Raw genomic sequence first — 18,696 nt, 5'->3', positions numbered from 1 at the left:
AAGGGCCTGGATTCAGTAAAAATGGAATGCTCTTTATCAATTATCAAATAATCAATAAGCGCTTTTAATTTAACACCGAAAATATTAACCGGTGAGCCAAAAGAGTTTGGCTGCCAGTTGAACTGTTAATTTATAAAACCTCACGGGAAAGAGCAGGGAAAAAGTAAAGTCATACCATAGAAACATGAAAGGAGCTAAATATCATGACAACTGAAACTGTTACACATCCCACACCGGAAGAACATGCTAAGAGATTCAAAGAAACGCATACGGGGAAAGGCCTTTCAGACGAGCAAATCGAAGCCATCTGCACGGCCATTCGTAGTACGCAAACAAATCGTGTTGGTGAAGAGGTAGCGCCTTATTACAAGGCCAACCTGGTTAGTGCTTTATTCTATATTAATGTGCGGATAAACTGTTTCACGGACACCCCTCCGCGTTTTAAAAAGTCTTTCGTGGGTCATTGCGGCGGGATTGCCTTTCCGGGTGATTCCTTCTTCCAGTCCTGCGAGCTGCACACTTGCGACCCGTACACCTTTGAAGATATTTTTAATAAGCAAGAAGCCATTGAGGTTGATGCTGAGTCAATCACATGTTTCATCCGCTTCTTTGACAAGCATAGCAATCTGCTTGGATGGCTGTGGGGCGCTGGGGCCGGCACGGTTATTGGGGTAATGGGCGGCAAAGGCGAGTGGAAGGATGGCCCCCTGTAGACGGCCGTCTATTCTGCTCCGGGGTCAAAACTGCCTAACATACGCTTAACCTGTAAACCCCGGTAATGTTTGAGTTCTTGACAGTCAAGGTGTTGCGCCAGTGTCTATTGGCGCAACGCCTTTTTTCAGACAGTCTAAGGGTCTTTTATTATGCCATTGAAAAGCCAGAGGAACATACCCGGCTATCTAACAGCGGGTAAAAGGTGCATTAATAGACCCCGGCCTTTTCAGGAAGAGTCGTTAACGGGCTATCTTCAAAGAGTTGCGCAGGCTAATCATATTGGGGCACATAGTAATCAACTTCATAAATCTCCATCCAGCGCTGCTTTTGCTCTATAGCGTGAATAATTGAAAGATTGCCATGGTGCGCCTTTTGACAGGCGCTGTTTTTTCAGCAACATATAATCCTTAACCTGCCGGGAGATTTCCTGGTTGCTATCGTTAGCCAAAATCAGCATATCCGGTATGGCATCATAGGACAGCGTCTGCATGTAGTTGATATCGATCTCGCCGGTTCTGAAATACCTGTCAATGTTGCTGCGGGCGATTATTTTATCCACGTTAATAAAATTGAGAACGGTATAGAATATGAGGGCAATTACAATATAGGCCTTAATTACAGGTATTTTGCGATACCAGGCGTGGCCAAGCGCAATCATAAATAATACAAATAACAGGCACATGAAGTAATGCACAAAGACACGCAAATAGGTGAGGCCGCAGGCTTCCTCATACAAGGACATCTTGAAATGCGCGGAAAAAAGCATGATCAGTGAAAAAAACACCAGGAGACTAAGGCAGCAGCGGACTGCTATGTTGACGACTTGGGCTTTCTTTTCAGCATATCTCATACTGCTTAGCTGGATGATCAGATTTATTATAGCTACGGCGACCAGCTCAAAAAAGCCTCTGCGGGCGTATTCGGCATAGGTAAAACCGGCGGGAAGCGTATGGCTTTGGCCGCCGTATAAATAAGAAAACTGGATTATTGAAAAAAAGAAATAAACAAGATTAATAACAAATAAAACAGTGAGTATAGTTACAGGGTCCAGGAAAAACTGTTTTGCCGGTTTCTCAATTTCAATTGCGGGAGGCTTGCTGTAAAAACTCCAGATGTAACCGTACAGGTAAACAAAAACAAACAGTATGATCAACCCATGCCCGACGGCAGGTCCGATATCAACATACTCCCATATCCTTGAAAAATTGAGCAGGTAGTGATTAAATACCATGTCGGCGGAAGAAAGCAGGGGCAGCACAATCAATAAAACCGGCACACAAATCAATAAGCCGGCGGCAATCTTCTTTACAGTCAGCATGTCCCTGCCGCTTTCCTTCGACTTAAATTGTTTCTCGATAAACAAAAAAGGTTTGGGGAAGTTTTCGAAAGTCAGGGGTATAACCCGCCTGATCATGTGCCCTATTATGCTCAAGCCAGACCAGGACAAATTGTTGTTGGCGGCTAAAATAGTATGTACGACAAGCAGCACCGGTATCAATAAGAAATTAATAAGCTGCAGCACCGGGTTGGAATAAACGGCAAATGTCGCGGCCAGCAGAAATACCGGGACTAAAACAAACCAGCCAAAACCCTTATTCACCGATATGGTTTTACGCATACTGCCCCAGAAAAGGCCAAGTAACACAAGAACATAAACAGGATATGATATTCCGAATTCTTTTCCATAAAATAAGTAATCAAAGATTATGCCCGCTGCGAGAGCAGATAGTATTAGCAGCTTCTCTCTTTTCTGTCCTTCTATCACTTCCATGTTTAAGCCCCCCTGTGCGTGTTTGGAACGATAGCAAGCTTACAAAAAGTCCTTTCTATGGATCTATTCCAGTTTTATATGCCGCGATTTTGCCAGGCACTTTTTATCACCGGGGTTTTCTTCCCTCAGCGCGTACCCGACAAAACCCCGCACCGCCAACCTCATTTGTTTCTTTGCCTCAAGCAGCGGTTCGCGAACTTCTTCCGGTATTCTTGCAAGGGCTCTTTTTTCAAGTAACTGTTGGATTTTTTGCAGCTCCTTGACGGGGCATTCATCACATGCTCTGGCTGTCATTTGTTTACACCTCCGAATTGAATTTTCAACACACCTGACTCCAGTTTAGCGCCCAGCGCATCCCGTCCCAGGAGTATGCGGGGCAAAAAGATATTGCGCTTGTAATCTCCTACCCTGACGGTCAGTTCGTCTCCTCTCTGGGAAAGTGTGATATCTCCTTTTTCCGCAAAGGGCAGGGCCATGTCCAAAATATACCCCTCGCCCATCTGGCTGATTTTCTGTGACTGCCCGCGGTAGAAAAATTGTCCGGGAGGATTTTCCCCGAAACACTCGCCGGCGATTTTTTCAAGGTCTGTAAAACCTACGACTTCCTGGCGGAATAACGGAACGGTGAAAACAGGTATAGGACTGAACTGGTCCTTGATATACTGCAGGTAGGAGTGCTGCAGTTCCCCCCATTTTTCAAAATATCGCCCCAGCTCCACATCGGGCAGCAGCCGGTTAACAATCACGGCGTCAGTGCTGAAGCCATACAGATTTAAATACATAAAGCTCCTTTCGGCTTCCCGGATCACCATCTTCTCGGGATTTACCACTAGCCTGACGGAAGTAACCTCCTGATCCGTTAAAAGTACGTGCATTTCACCAAGTTTCTGAAACAGCTCCGCAATACTGTCAAGCGTGTCGTCACCGGGCAGGGGCACTCCTAGCAGCGGCTTGGATATAGGCCGTGCAAACTTGATAAGCGCTTTTTGAACCGGAAACAACTTTTCCAACCACCAGCTGAGGACTGTAGGGAAGCTGAGGAGCCTTAATGTCTCACCCGTAGGGGCACAGTCAACAATTACGACATCATAATCGCCCTTTTTACAGTGGTTAAGGATTTCCAGCATGTTGAAAAGCTCCTCCAGCCCCGGGAAAACGACCAACTCTTCAGCGGTTATATCATTTATTTTCTGTGATATGAGCAGGGCGGATAAGTAATCCTGTACCTTACCCCATCTCTTTTCAGCGCTGAGCAGAGTGCTTATTTCCTGTGCCCACAGGTTTTCACGTATTTTGTCAGGTTCATTTTTTAGTCTGATGTCGAAAGAGTCCCCCAGGCTGTGGGCGGCATCCGTGCTCACAACAATAGTCTTTTTACCCGCGGCGGCAGAAGCCACAGCAGTTGCGGCAGCCAGGCTGGTTTTGCCGACGCCCCCTTTGCCGGTGTAAAGGATAACCCTCATTTTAACACTCCTTCCAGGTCTGTTAAACTATTACGCTCAACATAATTTCCTGTTAACCAATATTTCGTTCATCGAAATAATATTGACAAAAATTTTTATCTCCTTTCTCATTACTCAATTTCAATAATCCTTCTCTCCCGTACCGTTTCTGCAGAGGCATGTTCTTCTTTCCGGAACCCCAGAATTAATTTGCGCAGTAGATCCAGAGCCGTTTCGAACTCTTCAGCGGTCAGAATAGCCCTTACCCTGTCCAGATTAGAATATAGATATCCCTTTAAGTCCTGAATCACTTCTTTACCGCTTTCGGTAAGAGATACAGTGACAACCCTGCGGTCTTCCTCGCTTCTGCCTCTATCCAGGAGCCCTTTTTTAACCAGGCGGTCGACAATTCCCGTGGCCGTGCTCATCGGTACAGACATGCCCTGGGCCAGGCTGCTCATGGTAACGGCTTGATATTTCTCGGACATCATTAAGGCTAAAAGCTCAAAGACGGACAGCGATAATCTCAATCTGATAAGTTCCTCGGGGAAAACCACTTTTTGAATGTTATCCAGTATATATTCGTATAATTCATCGTTGCTGTACAATACGGCACCCCGCATATTATTTCATTCCTCGAAATATCCTAAGCACAAAATATCATACTAAAAAATTATTGTCAAGTCTGGAATTACCATAATATCAGAGACTAAAAAAATCAAGCCCAAATACCAAACAAGGAGATGTTGAGATGAATAAGCTTGGAATGTTGGATGCTTGGAAAGAAAACAGTCAGTTTTTCACAAGAAGAAGTGCTCAAAGCTACTTTGGAACAAAACAAGTAGCAATGGTTCGCAGCGACGCTTTTGGCTCTGCTTGTGGCGCCAGTGATGACAGTAAGCCCGCTCCAAAACAACTGCTTGCGGTTCTGCCTGCGGCTCCGGTGACAAGTAAGAACTTCTAAATGTGTCCCCGGTTTGGTTCAATTTTTACCGAACCGGGGTATTCCTTTATTGAAATAGTTTTTGGTTTTTGCGGCTGGGAAGAGCTTCCCGCCATTCCAGAAACATATTTTACGGCATACGGTTCCTTATTTGACTGCCTGCAACTAACATCTTCCGATACATTATTTATCCGCGGAGGAACAAGTGCGCTGGGGCTGGTATCCATACAGCTGGCAAAAAGTATCGGAAGCACTGTTTTGGCAACGACAAGAAATGCAGGTAAAATAGATTTGCTAAAAAAACATGGGGCGGATTTTGCATTGCTCGATGATGGAACATTAGCAAAACAATTGTATTCTCTTTACCCTGATGGCGTGACCGAAGTGTTGGAATTAGTAGGTCCTGCCACATTGGAACAGTCAATGAAATTTCTTTCCCACCACGGCATCATATGTTCAACGGGAATTTTGGGTCATAAAGGGACCCTTGAAAATTTTGACCCCATCAAGGTTATTCCCAATGGAGTTTATTTGTGTTCGTTTCACAGTAATTACCCGACGCAGGAACAGATGAACAAGATTTTCAATCATATTCGCCAATATCGCTTAAAGCCGCCAATAAGCAAGATTTTTTCAATGGGTGAGATAGCCGATGCGCATCTCTTGATGGAAAGCAATATGGCAAATGGAAAGATTGTAGTTGCAATTCCAGAATAACGAAAACCTATGGCATAGGGGTGTGAACCCTATGGATTTTACAAATCGGGTTGGTTATCTGATTTGACAATTAACGTGAAAATTTGACAAAGTGATTGACAGAAGACGGTAAAGCGGGTATATTTATTTATAATTCAAAATTTCAAAGGCATTGACGGAGATAGTACGTTTCAGCTGAACGTTTCAGCGAACCGGGGACGGTGCAAGCCCGGTACCAGTAGTCTGAACCCGAAAATCACTCCTGAGCTGCGGACCGAACGAGGAATCCAGTAGGCTCCGACGGTTTTCCCCCGTCACAGGGAACGCATATGATGGTATGCTTGTATGAATGGGTGGTATAGCGGATGCCTTTTAAGGCTTTCGTCCCTTTACGGGACGAGAGCTTTTTTAATTTCATCAATTATATGACTGGAGGAGAAAAATTAATGGCAACCAACGATATGGTAGAAATTCGCTGGCACGGCCGGGGCGGACAGGGAGCCAAGTCGGCCTGCCTGCTGCTGGCGGATGTAGCCGGTTTAGAAGGAAAATTCGTGCAGGGATTCCCGGAGTATGGACCGGAACGTATGGGAGCCCCTATTACGGCTTATAATCGCATCAGTGAAAAACGGTGTACTGTCCATTCCAACATTTACTATCCCGACTATGTGGTCGTGGTGGATGAAACTTTGCTGGAGAGCGTCGACGTTACCGGAGGGCTGAAAGAGGGCGGCGCGATCATTATTAACACTCCCAGCTCTCCCCGGGAGATGCGCGAGAGGCTCGCGGGATGGACCGGAAAAGTCTGTACCATAGATGCCCGCCGCATTTCGGAAGAGAATCTGGGCGCAAACTTCCCGAATACCCCTATGCTGGCCGCTGCGGTTAAGGTGAGCGGCGTTTTGGAAACCGGGCGTTTTTTAGCGGATATGGAAGAATCCTTTAAACATAAATTTGCTTCCAAGCCCCAGGTTATCGAGGGGAATATGGCAACACTAAAAAAATCCATGGATGAGGTGCAGGTAGGATGATTTGTGCGAAGGATATCAACGAACGTACCCCCTGGCAGGATCTGACCCCCGGCGGGGAGATCTACGAACCGGGAACCGCACGGGCCTTCAATACGGGTGCTTGGCGGACCCACACGCCTGTTTTTCACCCGGAAACGTGTAAACACTGTATGCTTTGTGTTCCATTCTGCCCGGACAATGCTATTCCGGTAAAGGACGGGAAACGTCTGGACTTCAATTATATGCACTGCAAGGGCTGCGGCATCTGTGAGAACGTGTGCCCCTTCCCGGCGATTACCATGGTGAGTGGAGGTGTGGCCAGATGAGCAACCGCCTGACCGGCAACGAGGCTGTAGCTTATGCCATGAAGCAGGTAAATCCTGATGTCATGGGAGCGTTCCCGATCACTCCATCCACGGAAATTCCTGAATACTTCGCCAGTTATGTGGCCAACGGCGAGGTAAACACTGAATATGTAACCGTGGAGTCTGAGCACAGTTCAATGTCCGTATGCCTTGCGGCGCAAGCTGCAGGAGCCAGATCCGTCTGTGCGACTTCATCCTGCGGGCTGGCGCTGATGTACGAGCTTTTGTACGTGGCGGCTTCATGCCGTCTGCCTGTTACCCTGGCTTGCGTCAACCGGGCCCTTTCGGGGCCAATTAACATAAACAACGACCACTCCGACTCGATGGGAGCCCGTGATACCGGCTGGATCCAAATCTATGCCGAAAATAATCAGGAGGCCTACGATAATTTTCTCATGGCCATGCCTATCGGCGAGACCCCAAGCGTTCGCCTGCCGGTGATGACCTGTATGGACGGCTTCATTACCAGTCATGCCGTAGAGAATATAGACCTTTTGGAGACGGATGTTGTGCGCAAGTTTATCGGGGAATATAACCCTGAAAACTATTTGCTCAAAAAAGAAAATCCGCTGGCGGTCGGACCGTACGATGTGAGTCCCTATTACATGGAACACAAGGTCCAGGAGGCTGAGGCCATGAAGGCGGCCAAGGCCCGCATACTGGAGGTAGCCGCAGAGTTTGCAAATATTTCCGGCCGGCGCTATGGCCTGTTTGAAGAATACAGGATGGAGGATGCACAACTTGCTCTGGTCCTAATCGGCTCCAGTGCCGGAACTGCTAAAGCGGCTGTCGACAAACTGCGGGAGGATGGGATAAAGGCAGGGCTTGTCAAAATCAGGGTATTCCGTCCTTTCCCGGGCGAGGAACTGGCCCTGGCTCTGGCCAATACCAGGGCCGTAGCCGTCATGGATAAGTCCGAGGGCTTTTCGGCAAACGGAGGTCCTTTATTTGCCGAGACCCGCAGCGCTTTGTACGATCTGAAGGAACGCCCGTATCTGATTGATATCGTTTACGGTCTGGGCGGCCGCGACATAAAAGTCGAGGATTTTGAAAAAGTGTTCGGCCGGCTGGCCGATATTGCTGTGACCGGCGAGACTGGGCCGGTATATACCCATATGGGGCAGAGGTCAAAGGAGGAGATAGCGTGAGCACGGTATATAACCTGAAACAGGAAGTAGAAAAGCCGGAACGTCTCACCGGAGGGCATCGACTCTGCGCCGGCTGCGGCGCCGGGATCGTTGTGTCAGGGGTTCTGCGCGCCCTGGATAAAGAGGACAGGGCAGTAGTGGTTAATGCTACCAGCTGTCTGGAGGTCTCCACCTTTATGTATCCTTACACTGCCTATATGGACAGCTATATTCATTCTGCCTTTGAAAACTCCGCGGCTACCTGTTCCGGAGTGGAAGCGGCATATAACGCTTTGAAACGCCGCGGCAAGGTGGAAGGAACCGTCAAGTTCATTACTTTTGCAGGGGACGGCGGCACCTATGATATAGGGCTGCAATCCCTGTCAGGCGCCATGGAACGCGGTCATGACATGGTCTACGTCTGCTATGACAACGAAGCTTATATGAATACCGGAATCCAGCGTTCATCTGCAACGCCTCCTTTTGCTCGCACGACCACCACGCCTGTAGGTTCTGTTGGGCAGGGCAAGAAACAGAATAAAAAAGATCTGACGGAGATTTTGGTTGCTCATCATATCCCTTATGTAGCGCAGACCGCTCCTATCGGCAATTTCAAGGATCTGCACACCAGGGCTTATAATGCCATTTATACTGAGGGCCCTTGCTTTTTGAACGTATTGTCCCCATGTCCTCGCGGATGGGATTACCCCGCGGCCAGGCTTGCGGAGATCATAAAGCTGGCGGTGGATACCTGCGTCTGGCCCCTTTTCGAAGTAGAGGAGGGGGTGTGGCGTCTGAGCTATACACCGAAGAAAAAGCTGCCCGTGGTAGACTTTCTTCGCCCCCAGGGTAGATTCCGCCATATGTTCCAGAAAGGCAACGAGTGGATGATTGAAGAAGCGCAAGCCTCTGTGGATCAAAAATGGGAACGCCTGCTGGAGCGCACCGGCGCTTAAACTTAGCTGATACTGGGCATAAATCCAAAAAATATGGTATGATATCGTTAACAAAGGAGGTTTTGCCTGTGGAACAGACAATGTTCACTAATGAGGTCATTTTATCCTGGCTCCGGTATTTTTCAGAGAACGTTGAGATCAACCTGGCAAAACTGAAAATGCTGGACATCACAGGGAAGAGCAAGAACCTGATTCCGAGCGTTATGAGCAACCGGGCAGTGCTGGTCTTTACCGATGCCGGACATCCGGATATCTTCTACGACATGTGGAATGCGGAACTGGGCGACTGCGATATCTGGTACAATGAGGGTTCAGATCCATCCGGCGAGATCAAGCACGACAAGGTCTCAGACATGATCAACCGCGGGATCAACGCCTCTGCAGCTATGTTGATTCTAAATCCTAACGCTGCAACAAATTATCATATAGGTATGGAGAACAGCCGTTTCTCCTACGGCTCTGTTCAGTATGTGTGCCGGGAAGTTCGGGCTGTTATAATGAATAAGCTCAATCTGGGCGACCGGGATAATATATGTATAATCTCAGGTGAGAGCATCGCGGTGGAGGCCGCCATGATTGCTGCTGAGGGTAGTGTCATTGCTGTGGAATATGATCGCAGGGATCGGAAAACCATGAAATGTAATGTTGACAAATTTGGTCTGAGCAACGTAATAATCGTTGAGTCTCTGGAAGACGGTGTCCTGGATCAGCTGCCGGCGCCGGACACAGCGTTTATAGTGGGTTCTCCGAGGATCGGCAGTGAAATAAAGAGTTTGCTCTCCATTAATCCCGCCATGAATTTTGTGATCTACACCTTGGACTTCGAAATTCTAACGTCTCTTCCTGCTTTGTTCCGGGAAAACGGCTTGGAGCGCACTGAAGCAATCCATATAGAGGTATCGCGAGTCAACAGCAAAAACATGACGGAGCCATTTCCAGCTCCTTGGCTGATCTCTGGCAGAAGCGTTAAAGGATAGTAATAACGTTTGGTATATAAAATAGTAAATTGGTTTGGGTCTTTGTTAAAAGCTGCAGGTAAAAATAGTTATTAGATAGATTTGTTGATACAAAAATAAAATCGTTCTCAAACACCTTCCTGTGGAAGGTGTTTTTTTGCATTATGCATAGCTCGTTGAGGTCATCTCCCTGCCTACCGATTACTCTTCGACCAGTATAACAAGGACATCAACCAGAAACTAATCCAGAAATTTAGGAGGCATTATCGTGGAATTCAAAATTCAGGCTGCTGGGAGGAATCCTATGGCCAGATTAAGCCGCCTAATTATAATTATTAGAAACCATTATAAAATTAAGAAACACCGTTTGTCTCATGGATAAGTCATAATTGGTTCTACAATTTAGACAAAATTCAACATTCTGTTCTGTCTTGCAAATGGCTGGCATAATTGAAGCCGGCCGGCAAAGATGCTGTATTATCAAAGGATTAGATAAGAACCGTAATGCAAAAAAGATGCTCTTGACAAGGTCATTACCGCAGTGGTACGGATCTTGCTTTTTTATTCATAGGAAAAGTGGTAGCTGCCATACAGCGGGAAGGTATTCCGCGATGAGGGGGAGGTGCTGGAACTCATCCGTCCGGGGGCTGTCAAGCGCTGCAGTGTTCCAATAACCCCAGGGTGATTATCGCCAAGGAGGTGGACGCTATTTACATTGAAAGCCTATAAATTAAAAGGAGGTAGGATCATTACAGATATTTATACCAGACTAAGCCAGGCAATTTTGGATACCGATGAAGATGCTGCCGGAGAGTTAGCTAAAGAATTAGTAGCCTTAGACGGCGATTGTGTCGGATGATATAAATTTAAAACAATTTGTAAATTAGGAGAAATTTTTTTTGCTACACTATTATAGGCTATAATAATATAAACCAAAATAATATTAACTAAATGAGTTATTAACTGGAATATATTCTCGTTGGAAAGGATGGAAAAAGTGGAAATAGTTGTTTGCGTTAAACAAGTACCAGATACTACTGAAGTGAAAATCGACCCGGTAAAAAACACTTTGATCCGTGACGGTGTGCCGAGTATTGTTAATCCTACAGACGAATGCGCCGCCGAAGCTGCTATTAGAGTCAAAGAACAATACGGCGGTAAAGTTACCGTCCTGGCGATGGGACCGCCAATGGCAGCAACCGCGCTGCGCAAATGCCTGGCGATGGGTGCGGATGAAGCGGTACTGATCAGTGACTTTGCGTTTGCAGGCGCCGATACCTGGGCTACCTCATATTCTTTAGCCAAAGCGATTGAGCACGTTGGCAAACCGGACATTATTTTCTGCGGGAAACAGGCGATTGACGGGGATACTGGCCAGGTAGGACCAGGTATTGCCGAGCATTTAGGACTTCCCCAGACGACATATGTCCAAAAGATCAGAGAAGTCCATGATGATTATCTCGTCGTTGAACGTGCTTATGAAGGCGGGTTTGAAGTGATTAAAGTCAAATTGCCGGCGGTTATCACTGTCGATAAAAGTATTGAGCCCCGGTATCCCAGTGTCAAGGGTTCAATAAAGGCATCAAGAGCCGAGATAAAGACCTGGAATGCTAAAGACATAAATGCTTCTCCCGAAAAGACCGGACTGAATGGTTCCACCACACAGGTCGCGCAGGTTTTTAACCCTGAAGTCAAATTCACAAGTGAGATGCTGAAGGGTAAAAATGAAGAAGAATTATGCAATTTGCTCATCGGTAAATTCAAGGAAAGAGAAATATTGTAAAGGAGGAGCAGTAAATGAGCGTAAAGATACTCGATAATTTATGTAACGGCTGCGGTGCCTGTGTAGATAAATGCCCTTTTGGCGCCGTTGAAATCGTAGCCGGTATTGCGAAGTTCAAAGATAATTGCACCGGCTGTGGCGCATGCGGTAAAGCCTGTCCGAATAACGCCATCGAAGTAACCAGAAAAGCAAAACCAAAAACATCAGAAAATAAGCTTGATGGATACAAAGGTGTTTGGGTCTTTATTGAACAACGCAACGGGAAGATTGATACTGTAGCTCTCGAACTTTTGAGCGAGGGACGCAAACTTGCGAATGATCTGGAGGTAGAACTGGCCGGCGTGCTGCTTGGCGAAAATGTCGGCCACTTAGCAAAAGAATGTTTTGCTTATGGCGCCGAAAAAGTTTATTTAATTGACGCACCGGTATTTAAAGATTACCGTACTGATTCCTATACCACTGCGATTTGTGAAATAATCAACATCTACAAACCGGAAATCGTCCTGTTCGGAGCCACCAATAACGGACGTGACTTTGCAGCGCGGATTGGTGTAAGGATTACGACCGGTCTAACGGCAGATTGCACCCAGCTTGACATTGATCCGGTAACACGGCTTTTGAGACAGACCCGGCCGGCCTTCGGAGGCAACGTTATGGCCACGATTTTGTGCCAAAACCACCGGCCGCAAATGGCGACTGTCCGTCCAAAAGTCATGAAAATGGCTGAGCCGGATTATACCCGCACCGGAGAAATCATCCCTTGTCAAACCTCCGTTAAGGAAGAAGATGTTACCACCAAAATTATGGATATCGTGAAAAACCTCGGCAATAGTGTGAACCTGCAGGATGCTGAAATCGTTGTATCCGGAGGCAGAGGGATCGGCGGTCCGGAACATTACCATTTAATTATGGAATTGGCCGAAGCCCTTGGCGGCGTAGCCGGCGCATCCCGTGTAGCAGTTGATTCCGGGTGGGTTCCGCATGAACGCCAGGTTGGGCAAACGGGTAAGACCGTATCACCGAAGCTCTATGTAGCCTGTGGTATTTCAGGAGCTATCCAGCATCAAGCCGGGATGAAAACCTCTGAAATTATTGTTGCGATCAATACTGACCCCGAAGCCCCGATATTCAGTATTGCCACCTATGGCATAGTCGGTGATCTCCATAAAGTTGTACCGCTGTTGACCCAAAAAGTTAAGGAACTTAAGGCAACGGCGTAAACGATAAGATATACCATACAGTTCAGAGAGGATTATTAAAGCAAAGGGAGGTATTGGTTTGCTTTCTTTAAAATTAATTATATTTTTGATAATTGCTGTTCTTTCTATTAGCGCTTTTGCATATGCCCTGAATAAAAAAATAGGCATTCTGGCTCTGGGAGCAGAAGAAGACAGGTTTGACCACCCGGGCGAGCGATTTAAGAATTTTGTTGTGAACGTATTGCTGCAGGGAAAATTGCTGAAAGAATATTATGGGTATATCCACTTATTTATCTTTTGGGGATTCATCTTTATTTGTTTAGGAGAAATTCCATTTGTGATCGAAGGGCTGTTTCCTTCTGTTCAAGTACCTTTCTTGGGAACAAATCCTTACTTCTTTTTAGTAAAAGATATTCTGGCATCACTCGTATTTATCGGCTTAATCATCGGCATTATCCGGAGATGGATCGTCAGGCCGAAACGCCTTTACCGGACCGCGGAAGCTGCCATTGTTGTTATTTTAATCTTAGGAGTCATCATCACAGAATGGCTAACCAGTGGCGCCAAAGTTGCCCTGCACGCAAACCCTGCTTACAGCCTGGCGTTTGTCTATAATATGTTTGCCGGACTATACCAGGGATACAGCCCTGAGACCGTAGGCGCCATTAGCGAAATATTTTGGTGGATGCACGTCCTGATACTTTTCGGATTTTTGGTATATATTCCAAATTCCAAACACCTGCACCTGCTGGCTTCGCCGTTTAATAGCTATTTCGCGACCCTGATACCAGCCGGCGCTCAAATCGCGCCCATGGATCTGGAAGATAGATCGCTGACAGAGTATGGTGTCGGAAAAATTGAGAACTTCACCTGGAAGCAGCTGCTCGACAGCTTTTCCTGTGGGGAATGCGGCCGTTGTATGGACAACTGTCCGGCCAATATTTCCGGGAAACCCTTAAATCCTAAACAACTGCTCAGCAGGACGTTAAAAGAACATCTCTTGGAAAAGGGCGCCGTGCTGAATAAGCTGGGCATCAGACACGCTGATGATCTTAGCGCTAAGGGCTTGGCCGAACTGACGAAAACGGACCGTGAAGCGGCTCAGATCCTCCAGAAAGAATTGATTGGAGACATCTTTACCCGTGATGAACTGTGGGCCTGCACCACGTGCAGAGCTTGTCAAACCAATTGCCCCGTATCCAACGAACATGTCAATAAGATCATTGATATGCGCCGGTATGAAGTCATGAATGAAAATAATTATCCGGAGGAGCTGCAGCTTGCATTCCGCAATATTGAAAGCAAATTCAATCCGTGGGGTATCAGCTGGAGTGATCGGGCATCCTGGGCGAAGGACCTCAATATAAAAACCATGAAAACAGCCGAAAATCCGGAATACCTTTTCTGGGTCGGCTGCGCAGGTTCGTTTGATAACAGGGCCAAGAAAGTGTCTGTCGCAACAGCGAAAATCCTTAAAGCTGCCGGCGTTGGTTTCGCCATCCTGGGCAAAGAAGAAAAATGTTGCGGTGACTTTGTCCGCAGAGGCGGTAATGAATATCTCTTCCAGTTAATAGCCAAAGAAAATATCGGCATCTTAAACAACTATAAAGTCAAGAAAATCATTACGGACTGCCCGCACTGCTTCAATACGCTGAAAAATGAATATCCGCAGTTTGGCGGCAATTTTGAAGTCATCCATCATACCCAGCTAATCAACCAGCTCATCAAAGATGGCAGGCTGAAACTGAATAAGAATGTCCAGCTGCCTGAACAGAAGATCGTCTACCATGATTCCTGCTACCTTGGACGTTATCAGCAAGAATTTGACGCGCCGAGAGCATTGTTCAAGATGGTCCCGGGTGTACAGCTTATTGAGATGGACCGCAACCACGAAAAGAGCTTCTGCTGCGGCGCAGGCGGATCAAGGATGTGGATGGAAGAAAATATCGGCGACCGGATCAACAACCTGAGGGTCGAACAGGCTTTGTCCAAAGAGCCGCAGGCAATTGGCGCCAACTGTCCATTCTGTATCACTATGCTGGAAGATGGCGTCAAAGACAAGACTAACCCTGAACAAAATGTCCCTGTCCTCGATCCGGCAGAACTTATTGCCAAAATGATCTAGATCATAAAATCAATCCCCGCATAAAAAAAATGATATCCATAGGGTATCATTTTTTTATGCAGCAAAGAGGCGGACTGTCAAAGAAGGCTATGTTTTAAGCGCTGAAACTGGTTGTATTTGCCCTAATATAAAAATTATGGGTAAAAGGTTATAGAGAATTGATTAATAGAGAGAATGTGAGGACATGTTTGGCGTGAATATCCGGGAACTTGTGAAACAGCTTCTGGCGGAAGGCTATGTCACAGCAGAAGCCGATGGCTACCGTCTAACCCCAAAGGGCATCTATTGGGGCAACAATATCTGTGACGCTTTTTTTGAAACAATCCGCTTATTCTGAACTTGTATTTTTCACCTTTTAGGTTTATAGTAAGTCTAATAGTAGGAAAGGTGGAAAGGCAGAATGTCAGACATAGAGCTTAAGGCCAAAAGAAGTTATCCTCATGGGATAAGAAAAGTGCGGGTGTGGGGGAAGGGTCAATTTACGATTCCGGCTGAAATACGGGAACACCTCGGGATAAGTGAAGACACTATTCTGGAGGTATTCCAAATAGGAAAAGCAATTGTTGCAACTCCGGAAAATATTAAGGTTAAGGAACTTGCCGGTAGCGTACAAAAAGATATGGAGAAAAACCAGATTGACATAGATGCATTGTTAGCAGAGCTAAGGGAGGGCTCTCACTCCTATGAAACGGAGTAAAGTTTTCCTGGACAGCAGCGTGATCATTGCAGGACTTGCATCAAAAAAGGGTGGAGCATATGAAGTGCTGGTTCTTTCTGAATTGGGAATTGTAATTCCTTGTATCTCTGAAGATGTTGTAAGCGAGGTTCTGCGAAACGTGCAAAAAAAACTGCCCAATAGCTTGGCGCATTACTATGCTCTTTTTAAAACCTTGCCCTTTAAGATTTTGGATGCTTCAGAAAAGGACATGGAGTACGCTAAAGGATTAATAAATGAGAAGGATGCTCCGATACTGGCGTCTGCAATATCGGGAAGTGTGGATTGGTTATTAAGCCTGGATAAGCATTTCCTAAATATAGACGGAAAAGAAAAATTGGACTTTGTAATTTGTTCGCCGGGAAATTTCCTGAAGAAATTATAAATTGCGTTAAGAAACCATGAATTGACAAATGCGTGTATTCAACAATATAATAAACAAGATGTCGTAAGAAACGACATAAGCCTTGAAGAATCAAGGCGGGGCAATACTGGAGTGGATATATCCCAAGGGATGATTGACCGGGCTGCGGCAAAATTCGCGCACCCGCGTATCAACCTGATTTGTGCTGATATCGAAGAGGTCGATTTTACCGATCCGTTTGAAATAATAATGATTTAATTAGCAATCCCATACCACTTTGATAGTGATACGGGATTACTCTTTTTGAATCTATTATGGGATTTAGTGTTTTGCCATTGACTTTTGTTACAGCCTCAATTTATGTGCAGGTTGCAAAAACATGGTTGCCGATTTTGGTTACAACCGGTAAGGTCAGAATCCAAGTATCCTTGCTGAGATCCGGGTTGTAAAAGAACAGCGCCCCACCTGTGGGATCCTTCCCCGAGAGAGCCTGCTCAGCTGCGCTAACTGCTTTCTCGTCAGGTTCCAGGTTGATGGACCCATCTTCTACTGGTGAGAACTGGTAGACCCTGCTGTTTTTTTGCAAAATCACTTCCGGTATTGTTTTGGGGAAATAAGGGCTGTTAATCCTGTTCAAGATAACAGCGCCGACGGCCACCTGGCCCTCGAAGCTTTCGCCCCTTGCTTCAGCGTGAATCAATCTGGCCAGAAGCATTAACTCGTCCCTGGGTACATCCCCGCGGGACAATCCGCTCCTGTAAGGTAGGCTCTCGGGGATTTGCAGGACCTCCCCCGGCCGGATCAGGCTGTCGCTGAGGTTATTAACTCTCATCAATTCCCGGAGCATAACCTGGTGTTTATAGGCGATACTGCAAAGATTATCTCCTTCTTTAACAGTATAGGTTACCTTAATGGGACCGTTTTTTTCTAAAGATTGAGTATTTGTATTCTGGGAAGCCTCGTTAGCTGAAGCCGCCGTGCTAACTATCAAAAGTATAGATATTATTAACACAACCGGTATGGTCACAACCCTTAATATGCATCTAAATATATCCATATCAATTTATTATTTACAAGAATAATCAAAAAAATACTCTCTATGGGTATTTTAGGCAAAAATCAGGGACACTGTATCACACCCTGTGCCCATAAACAACCTCCACAGGTAGGAAATTTGTTACCAAAACAGTCTTCCTCGTTTTTTTCGGCAAGGTCACAGGGACCGCACTGCAAGCAAGGTGAAAAATCAAATTCATCAACTTTTTCCCTGAAATCATGATATTCCTGTCCGTCCCATATCTCCTTCAAGCTGTTTTTGCGGGTATCTCCCAAAACATAGGCTGTAACTTCCCTTTCTGCCCGTCCTGTGGTGAAATAAGTCTTATAGGAATGTAAAAGGCCCATGCAGGAACTTACGGTGCCGTCCCATTTAATGAAGGTGCAGCGTTCCTTAACAAACCGGCAGCTGCCTGCTTCCGTGTCAATATGGTTCCGCATGATACTGATATTGTTATAATCCCGGAATAGCTCGAACAAGGTCTGTTTGGTGGTTTCCGTTCTATCGATAAATGGTAAATTGATTGGCAGGGATCTCGAGTAATACGAGATGCTATTAGCCCAGAGGATCCTTGCACAGACCATCTGATCGAGCATGTCGCTGCTGTAGGGGATCACATTGCTGACAGAGACCATCTCCGCGCCCACCGTTTGGGCCAGTGTTCCCAGCTTTCTTAATTCCTTGATATTCCTTTTCATGACTACAAACGCGATTCCAACTTTGATTTTGTGCGTAGTCTGTTGATTCAGTTCCTTTAGTCGTCTCAGGTTTTGCACCACCTCAATAAAACTGGCTCCCGCCCGGATATCATCAAAACTGTCCTCACTCGTTCCGTCAAAGGATACCCATAGCGTATCCAGGCCGTTATCCAGCATACCTTGCAGCATAGCTTCATTGAGCAGGGTGCCGTTGGTTACCATCTCCGCCTTAAGGCCCAGTGCTTTGACTTTCCCGATCATATAGAGAATGTCTTTATGGAAGGTGGGTTCACCGAAACCGCCAAACATCACGGTTTGCAGGCTTTTGAACTCTTTAAGCTGTTCGAGCAGGCCGTCAAACACTTCCAGTTTCATACTGCCCAAAGGCTCATGCCAGGTTTTCCGGATGCAGGTGCGGCAATTCAGGTTGCATAGGGTTGTTGGCTCGATATAAACCTTTGCCAGGCTGTGAATATTGGGGTAGATTTCGATCTTGTTTTGACGCTTGACGACCCGGAAGGTAGTTGTATCCTCGGCACCGAGGAGTTTCGCCAACTCATCAGTTAGAAATAATTGTTTTTGGTTGCCACTAATCAGGGTTTCGTTTTGCGCTTTAAGTGAATATGCCGGGTCAAACTGAACAGTTTGACCGCTGAGATTGAACAGTGTCTCCGTTTGAAACTGGACACCCTTTCCGGCAAAGTTGAACACCGGATATGACCTTTCTGCTAAATTGAATTTATGCATCTGAAAGGTGCAAATAAATTCAAGGAGG

General features: G+C 46.2%; 22 protein-coding genes. 16 read left to right on the top strand and 6 right to left on the bottom strand.

The features are described from left to right. The first annotated feature begins 203 nt into the window (after positions 1-203). Positions 204-713, top strand: coding sequence for a VapA/VapB family virulence-associated protein (locus Psch_RS07305; protein ID WP_190239697.1), 510 nt, complete (start codon positions 204-206; stop codon positions 711-713). Positions 714-1,015: 302 nt separating this feature from the next. Here Psch_RS07305 and Psch_RS07300 read toward each other — a convergent pair whose 3' ends face one another. The 4 genes from Psch_RS07300 to Psch_RS07285 all read right to left on the bottom strand — a co-directional run bounded on the left by Psch_RS07300 (position 1,016) and on the right by Psch_RS07285 (position 4,550). After that, positions 1,016-2,485 (bottom strand): DUF4153 domain-containing protein, encoded by a 1,470-nt coding sequence (locus Psch_RS07300; protein WP_190239696.1) that lies wholly within the window; start codon positions 2,483-2,485, stop codon positions 1,016-1,018. Between the two features lie 63 nt (positions 2,486-2,548). After that, positions 2,549-2,779 carry a hypothetical protein gene (locus tag Psch_RS07295; RefSeq protein ID WP_190239695.1) on the bottom strand — a complete coding sequence of 77 codons (231 nt, stop codon included), beginning with the start codon at positions 2,777-2,779 and terminating at the stop codon, positions 2,549-2,551. Continuing rightward, positions 2,776-3,948, bottom strand: coding sequence for an ArsA family ATPase (locus Psch_RS07290; RefSeq protein ID WP_190239694.1), 1,173 nt, complete (start codon positions 3,946-3,948; stop codon positions 2,776-2,778). The genes Psch_RS07295 and Psch_RS07290 overlap by 4 nt, the downstream gene beginning before the upstream one ends. A gap of 110 nt (positions 3,949-4,058) precedes the next feature. Beyond that, positions 4,059-4,550 (bottom strand): MarR family winged helix-turn-helix transcriptional regulator, encoded by a 492-nt coding sequence (locus tag Psch_RS07285; protein WP_190239693.1) that lies wholly within the window; start codon positions 4,548-4,550, stop codon positions 4,059-4,061. A 128-nt stretch (positions 4,551-4,678) separates the two neighbouring features. On the opposite strand from Psch_RS07285, the gene Psch_RS07280 reads away from it, so the two are divergent. The 15 genes from Psch_RS07280 to Psch_RS07210 all read left to right on the top strand — a co-directional run bounded on the left by Psch_RS07280 (position 4,679) and on the right by Psch_RS07210 (position 16,424). Continuing rightward, on the top strand, positions 4,679-4,891 hold the full coding sequence (locus Psch_RS07280) for a hypothetical protein (protein WP_190239692.1): 213 nt from the start codon (positions 4,679-4,681) through the stop codon (positions 4,889-4,891). Then, positions 4,892-5,587, top strand: coding sequence for a zinc-binding dehydrogenase (locus Psch_RS07275; protein ID WP_190239691.1), 696 nt, complete (start codon positions 4,892-4,894; stop codon positions 5,585-5,587). It abuts the gene before it with no gap. Between the two features lie 425 nt (positions 5,588-6,012). Then, complete coding sequence (locus Psch_RS07270) at positions 6,013-6,597, top strand: 2-oxoacid:acceptor oxidoreductase subunit gamma family protein (protein WP_190239690.1); 585 nt, start codon at positions 6,013-6,015, stop codon at positions 6,595-6,597. Then, a complete protein-coding gene (locus Psch_RS07265) occupies positions 6,594-6,902 on the top strand; it encodes a 4Fe-4S binding protein (RefSeq protein ID WP_190239689.1) in 309 nt (102 codons plus the stop codon). The genes Psch_RS07270 and Psch_RS07265 overlap by 4 nt, the downstream gene beginning before the upstream one ends. After that, complete coding sequence (gene porA, locus Psch_RS07260; RefSeq protein WP_190239688.1) at positions 6,899-8,089, top strand: pyruvate ferredoxin oxidoreductase; 1,191 nt, start codon at positions 6,899-6,901, stop codon at positions 8,087-8,089. The genes Psch_RS07265 and porA overlap by 4 nt, the downstream gene beginning before the upstream one ends. Beyond that, entirely contained in the window at positions 8,086-9,024 is a 939-nt protein-coding gene (locus Psch_RS07255) for a thiamine pyrophosphate-dependent enzyme (RefSeq protein ID WP_190239687.1), read from the top strand. Before porA ends, Psch_RS07255 begins: the two co-directional genes overlap by 4 nt. Positions 9,025-9,092: 68 nt before the next feature. Then, positions 9,093-10,001, top strand: a complete 909-nt coding sequence (locus Psch_RS07250) for a bifunctional cobalt-precorrin-7 (C(5))-methyltransferase/cobalt-precorrin-6B (C(15))-methyltransferase (RefSeq protein WP_190239686.1) — start codon at positions 9,093-9,095, stop codon at positions 9,999-10,001. A 694-nt stretch (positions 10,002-10,695) separates the two neighbouring features. Next, a complete protein-coding gene (locus tag Psch_RS07245; protein ID WP_190239685.1) occupies positions 10,696-10,839 on the top strand; it encodes a hypothetical protein in 144 nt (47 codons plus the stop codon). Between the two features lie 138 nt (positions 10,840-10,977). Further along, entirely contained in the window at positions 10,978-11,763 is a 786-nt protein-coding gene (locus Psch_RS07240; RefSeq protein ID WP_190239684.1) for an electron transfer flavoprotein subunit beta/FixA family protein, read from the top strand. Between the two features lie 14 nt (positions 11,764-11,777). Next, positions 11,778-12,983 carry an electron transfer flavoprotein subunit alpha gene (locus Psch_RS07235; protein WP_190239683.1) on the top strand — a complete coding sequence of 402 codons (1,206 nt, stop codon included), beginning with the start codon at positions 11,778-11,780 and terminating at the stop codon, positions 12,981-12,983. A gap of 58 nt (positions 12,984-13,041) precedes the next feature. Continuing rightward, positions 13,042-15,087, top strand: coding sequence for a (Fe-S)-binding protein (locus Psch_RS07230; RefSeq protein ID WP_190239682.1), 2,046 nt, complete (start codon positions 13,042-13,044; stop codon positions 15,085-15,087). A 184-nt stretch (positions 15,088-15,271) separates the two neighbouring features. After that, the gene (locus Psch_RS07225; RefSeq protein WP_190239681.1) at positions 15,272-15,424 is read left to right on the top strand and encodes a hypothetical protein; all 153 of its coding nucleotides are present in this window, start codon (positions 15,272-15,274) and stop codon (positions 15,422-15,424) included. 63 nt (positions 15,425-15,487) lie between these two features. After that, positions 15,488-15,784 carry an AbrB/MazE/SpoVT family DNA-binding domain-containing protein gene (locus tag Psch_RS07220; RefSeq protein ID WP_190239680.1) on the top strand — a complete coding sequence of 99 codons (297 nt, stop codon included), beginning with the start codon at positions 15,488-15,490 and terminating at the stop codon, positions 15,782-15,784. Beyond that, positions 15,771-16,187, top strand: a complete 417-nt coding sequence (locus Psch_RS07215; RefSeq protein ID WP_190239679.1) for a PIN domain-containing protein — start codon at positions 15,771-15,773, stop codon at positions 16,185-16,187. The genes Psch_RS07220 and Psch_RS07215 overlap by 14 nt, the downstream gene beginning before the upstream one ends. A 111-nt stretch (positions 16,188-16,298) precedes the next feature. Next, positions 16,299-16,424, top strand: coding sequence for a class I SAM-dependent methyltransferase (locus Psch_RS07210; protein WP_190239678.1), 126 nt, complete (start codon positions 16,299-16,301; stop codon positions 16,422-16,424). Positions 16,425-16,524: 100 nt separating this feature from the next. Here the strand turns inward: Psch_RS07210 and Psch_RS07205 are convergent, their stop codons facing one another. Next, positions 16,525-17,178: a cell wall hydrolase gene (locus Psch_RS07205; RefSeq protein WP_243123972.1), complete on the bottom strand. Its 654-nt coding sequence runs from the start codon at positions 17,176-17,178 to the stop codon at positions 16,525-16,527. Positions 17,179-17,285: 107 nt separating this feature from the next. Continuing rightward, positions 17,286-18,632 carry a radical SAM/SPASM domain-containing protein gene (locus Psch_RS07200; protein ID WP_243123971.1) on the bottom strand — a complete coding sequence of 449 codons (1,347 nt, stop codon included), beginning with the start codon at positions 18,630-18,632 and terminating at the stop codon, positions 17,286-17,288. Between the last annotated feature and the right edge of the window lie 64 nt (positions 18,633-18,696).

Source organism: Pelotomaculum schinkii, assembly GCF_004369205.1.
In the GTDB taxonomy this organism is placed as follows: Bacteria; Bacillota; Desulfotomaculia; order Desulfotomaculales; family Pelotomaculaceae; genus Pelotomaculum_C; species Pelotomaculum_C schinkii.
Note: the sequence above shows the minus strand (reverse complement) of the source record. Positions and strands in the feature narration are given on the sequence as shown.

Excerpts from the sequence above, each read along its gene's own strand:
- Psch_RS07300 (WP_190239696.1), bottom strand. The coding sequence starts at position 2,485 with ATGGAAGTGATAGAAGGACAGAAAAGAGAGAAGCTGCTAATACTATCT.
- porA (WP_190239688.1), top strand. The coding sequence starts at position 6,899 with ATGAGCAACCGCCTGACCGGCAACGAGGCTGTAGCTTATGCCATGAAG.
- Psch_RS07220 (WP_190239680.1), top strand. The coding sequence starts at position 15,488 with ATGTCAGACATAGAGCTTAAGGCCAAAAGAAGTTATCCTCATGGGATA.
- Psch_RS07265 (WP_190239689.1), top strand. The coding sequence starts at position 6,594 with ATGATTTGTGCGAAGGATATCAACGAACGTACCCCCTGGCAGGATCTG.
- Psch_RS07305 (WP_190239697.1), top strand. The coding sequence starts at position 204 with ATGACAACTGAAACTGTTACACATCCCACACCGGAAGAACATGCTAAG.
- Psch_RS07285 (WP_190239693.1), bottom strand. The coding sequence starts at position 4,550 with ATGCGGGGTGCCGTATTGTACAGCAACGATGAATTATACGAATATATA.
- Psch_RS07270 (WP_190239690.1), top strand. The coding sequence starts at position 6,013 with ATGGCAACCAACGATATGGTAGAAATTCGCTGGCACGGCCGGGGCGGA.
- Psch_RS07275 (WP_190239691.1), top strand. The coding sequence starts at position 4,892 with ATGTGTCCCCGGTTTGGTTCAATTTTTACCGAACCGGGGTATTCCTTT.
- Psch_RS07235 (WP_190239683.1), top strand. The coding sequence starts at position 11,778 with ATGAGCGTAAAGATACTCGATAATTTATGTAACGGCTGCGGTGCCTGT.
- Psch_RS07295 (WP_190239695.1), bottom strand. The coding sequence starts at position 2,779 with ATGACAGCCAGAGCATGTGATGAATGCCCCGTCAAGGAGCTGCAAAAA.
- Psch_RS07215 (WP_190239679.1), top strand. The coding sequence starts at position 15,771 with ATGAAACGGAGTAAAGTTTTCCTGGACAGCAGCGTGATCATTGCAGGA.
- Psch_RS07280 (WP_190239692.1), top strand. The coding sequence starts at position 4,679 with ATGAATAAGCTTGGAATGTTGGATGCTTGGAAAGAAAACAGTCAGTTT.
- Psch_RS07225 (WP_190239681.1), top strand. The coding sequence starts at position 15,272 with ATGTTTGGCGTGAATATCCGGGAACTTGTGAAACAGCTTCTGGCGGAA.
- Psch_RS07290 (WP_190239694.1), bottom strand. The coding sequence starts at position 3,948 with ATGAGGGTTATCCTTTACACCGGCAAAGGGGGCGTCGGCAAAACCAGC.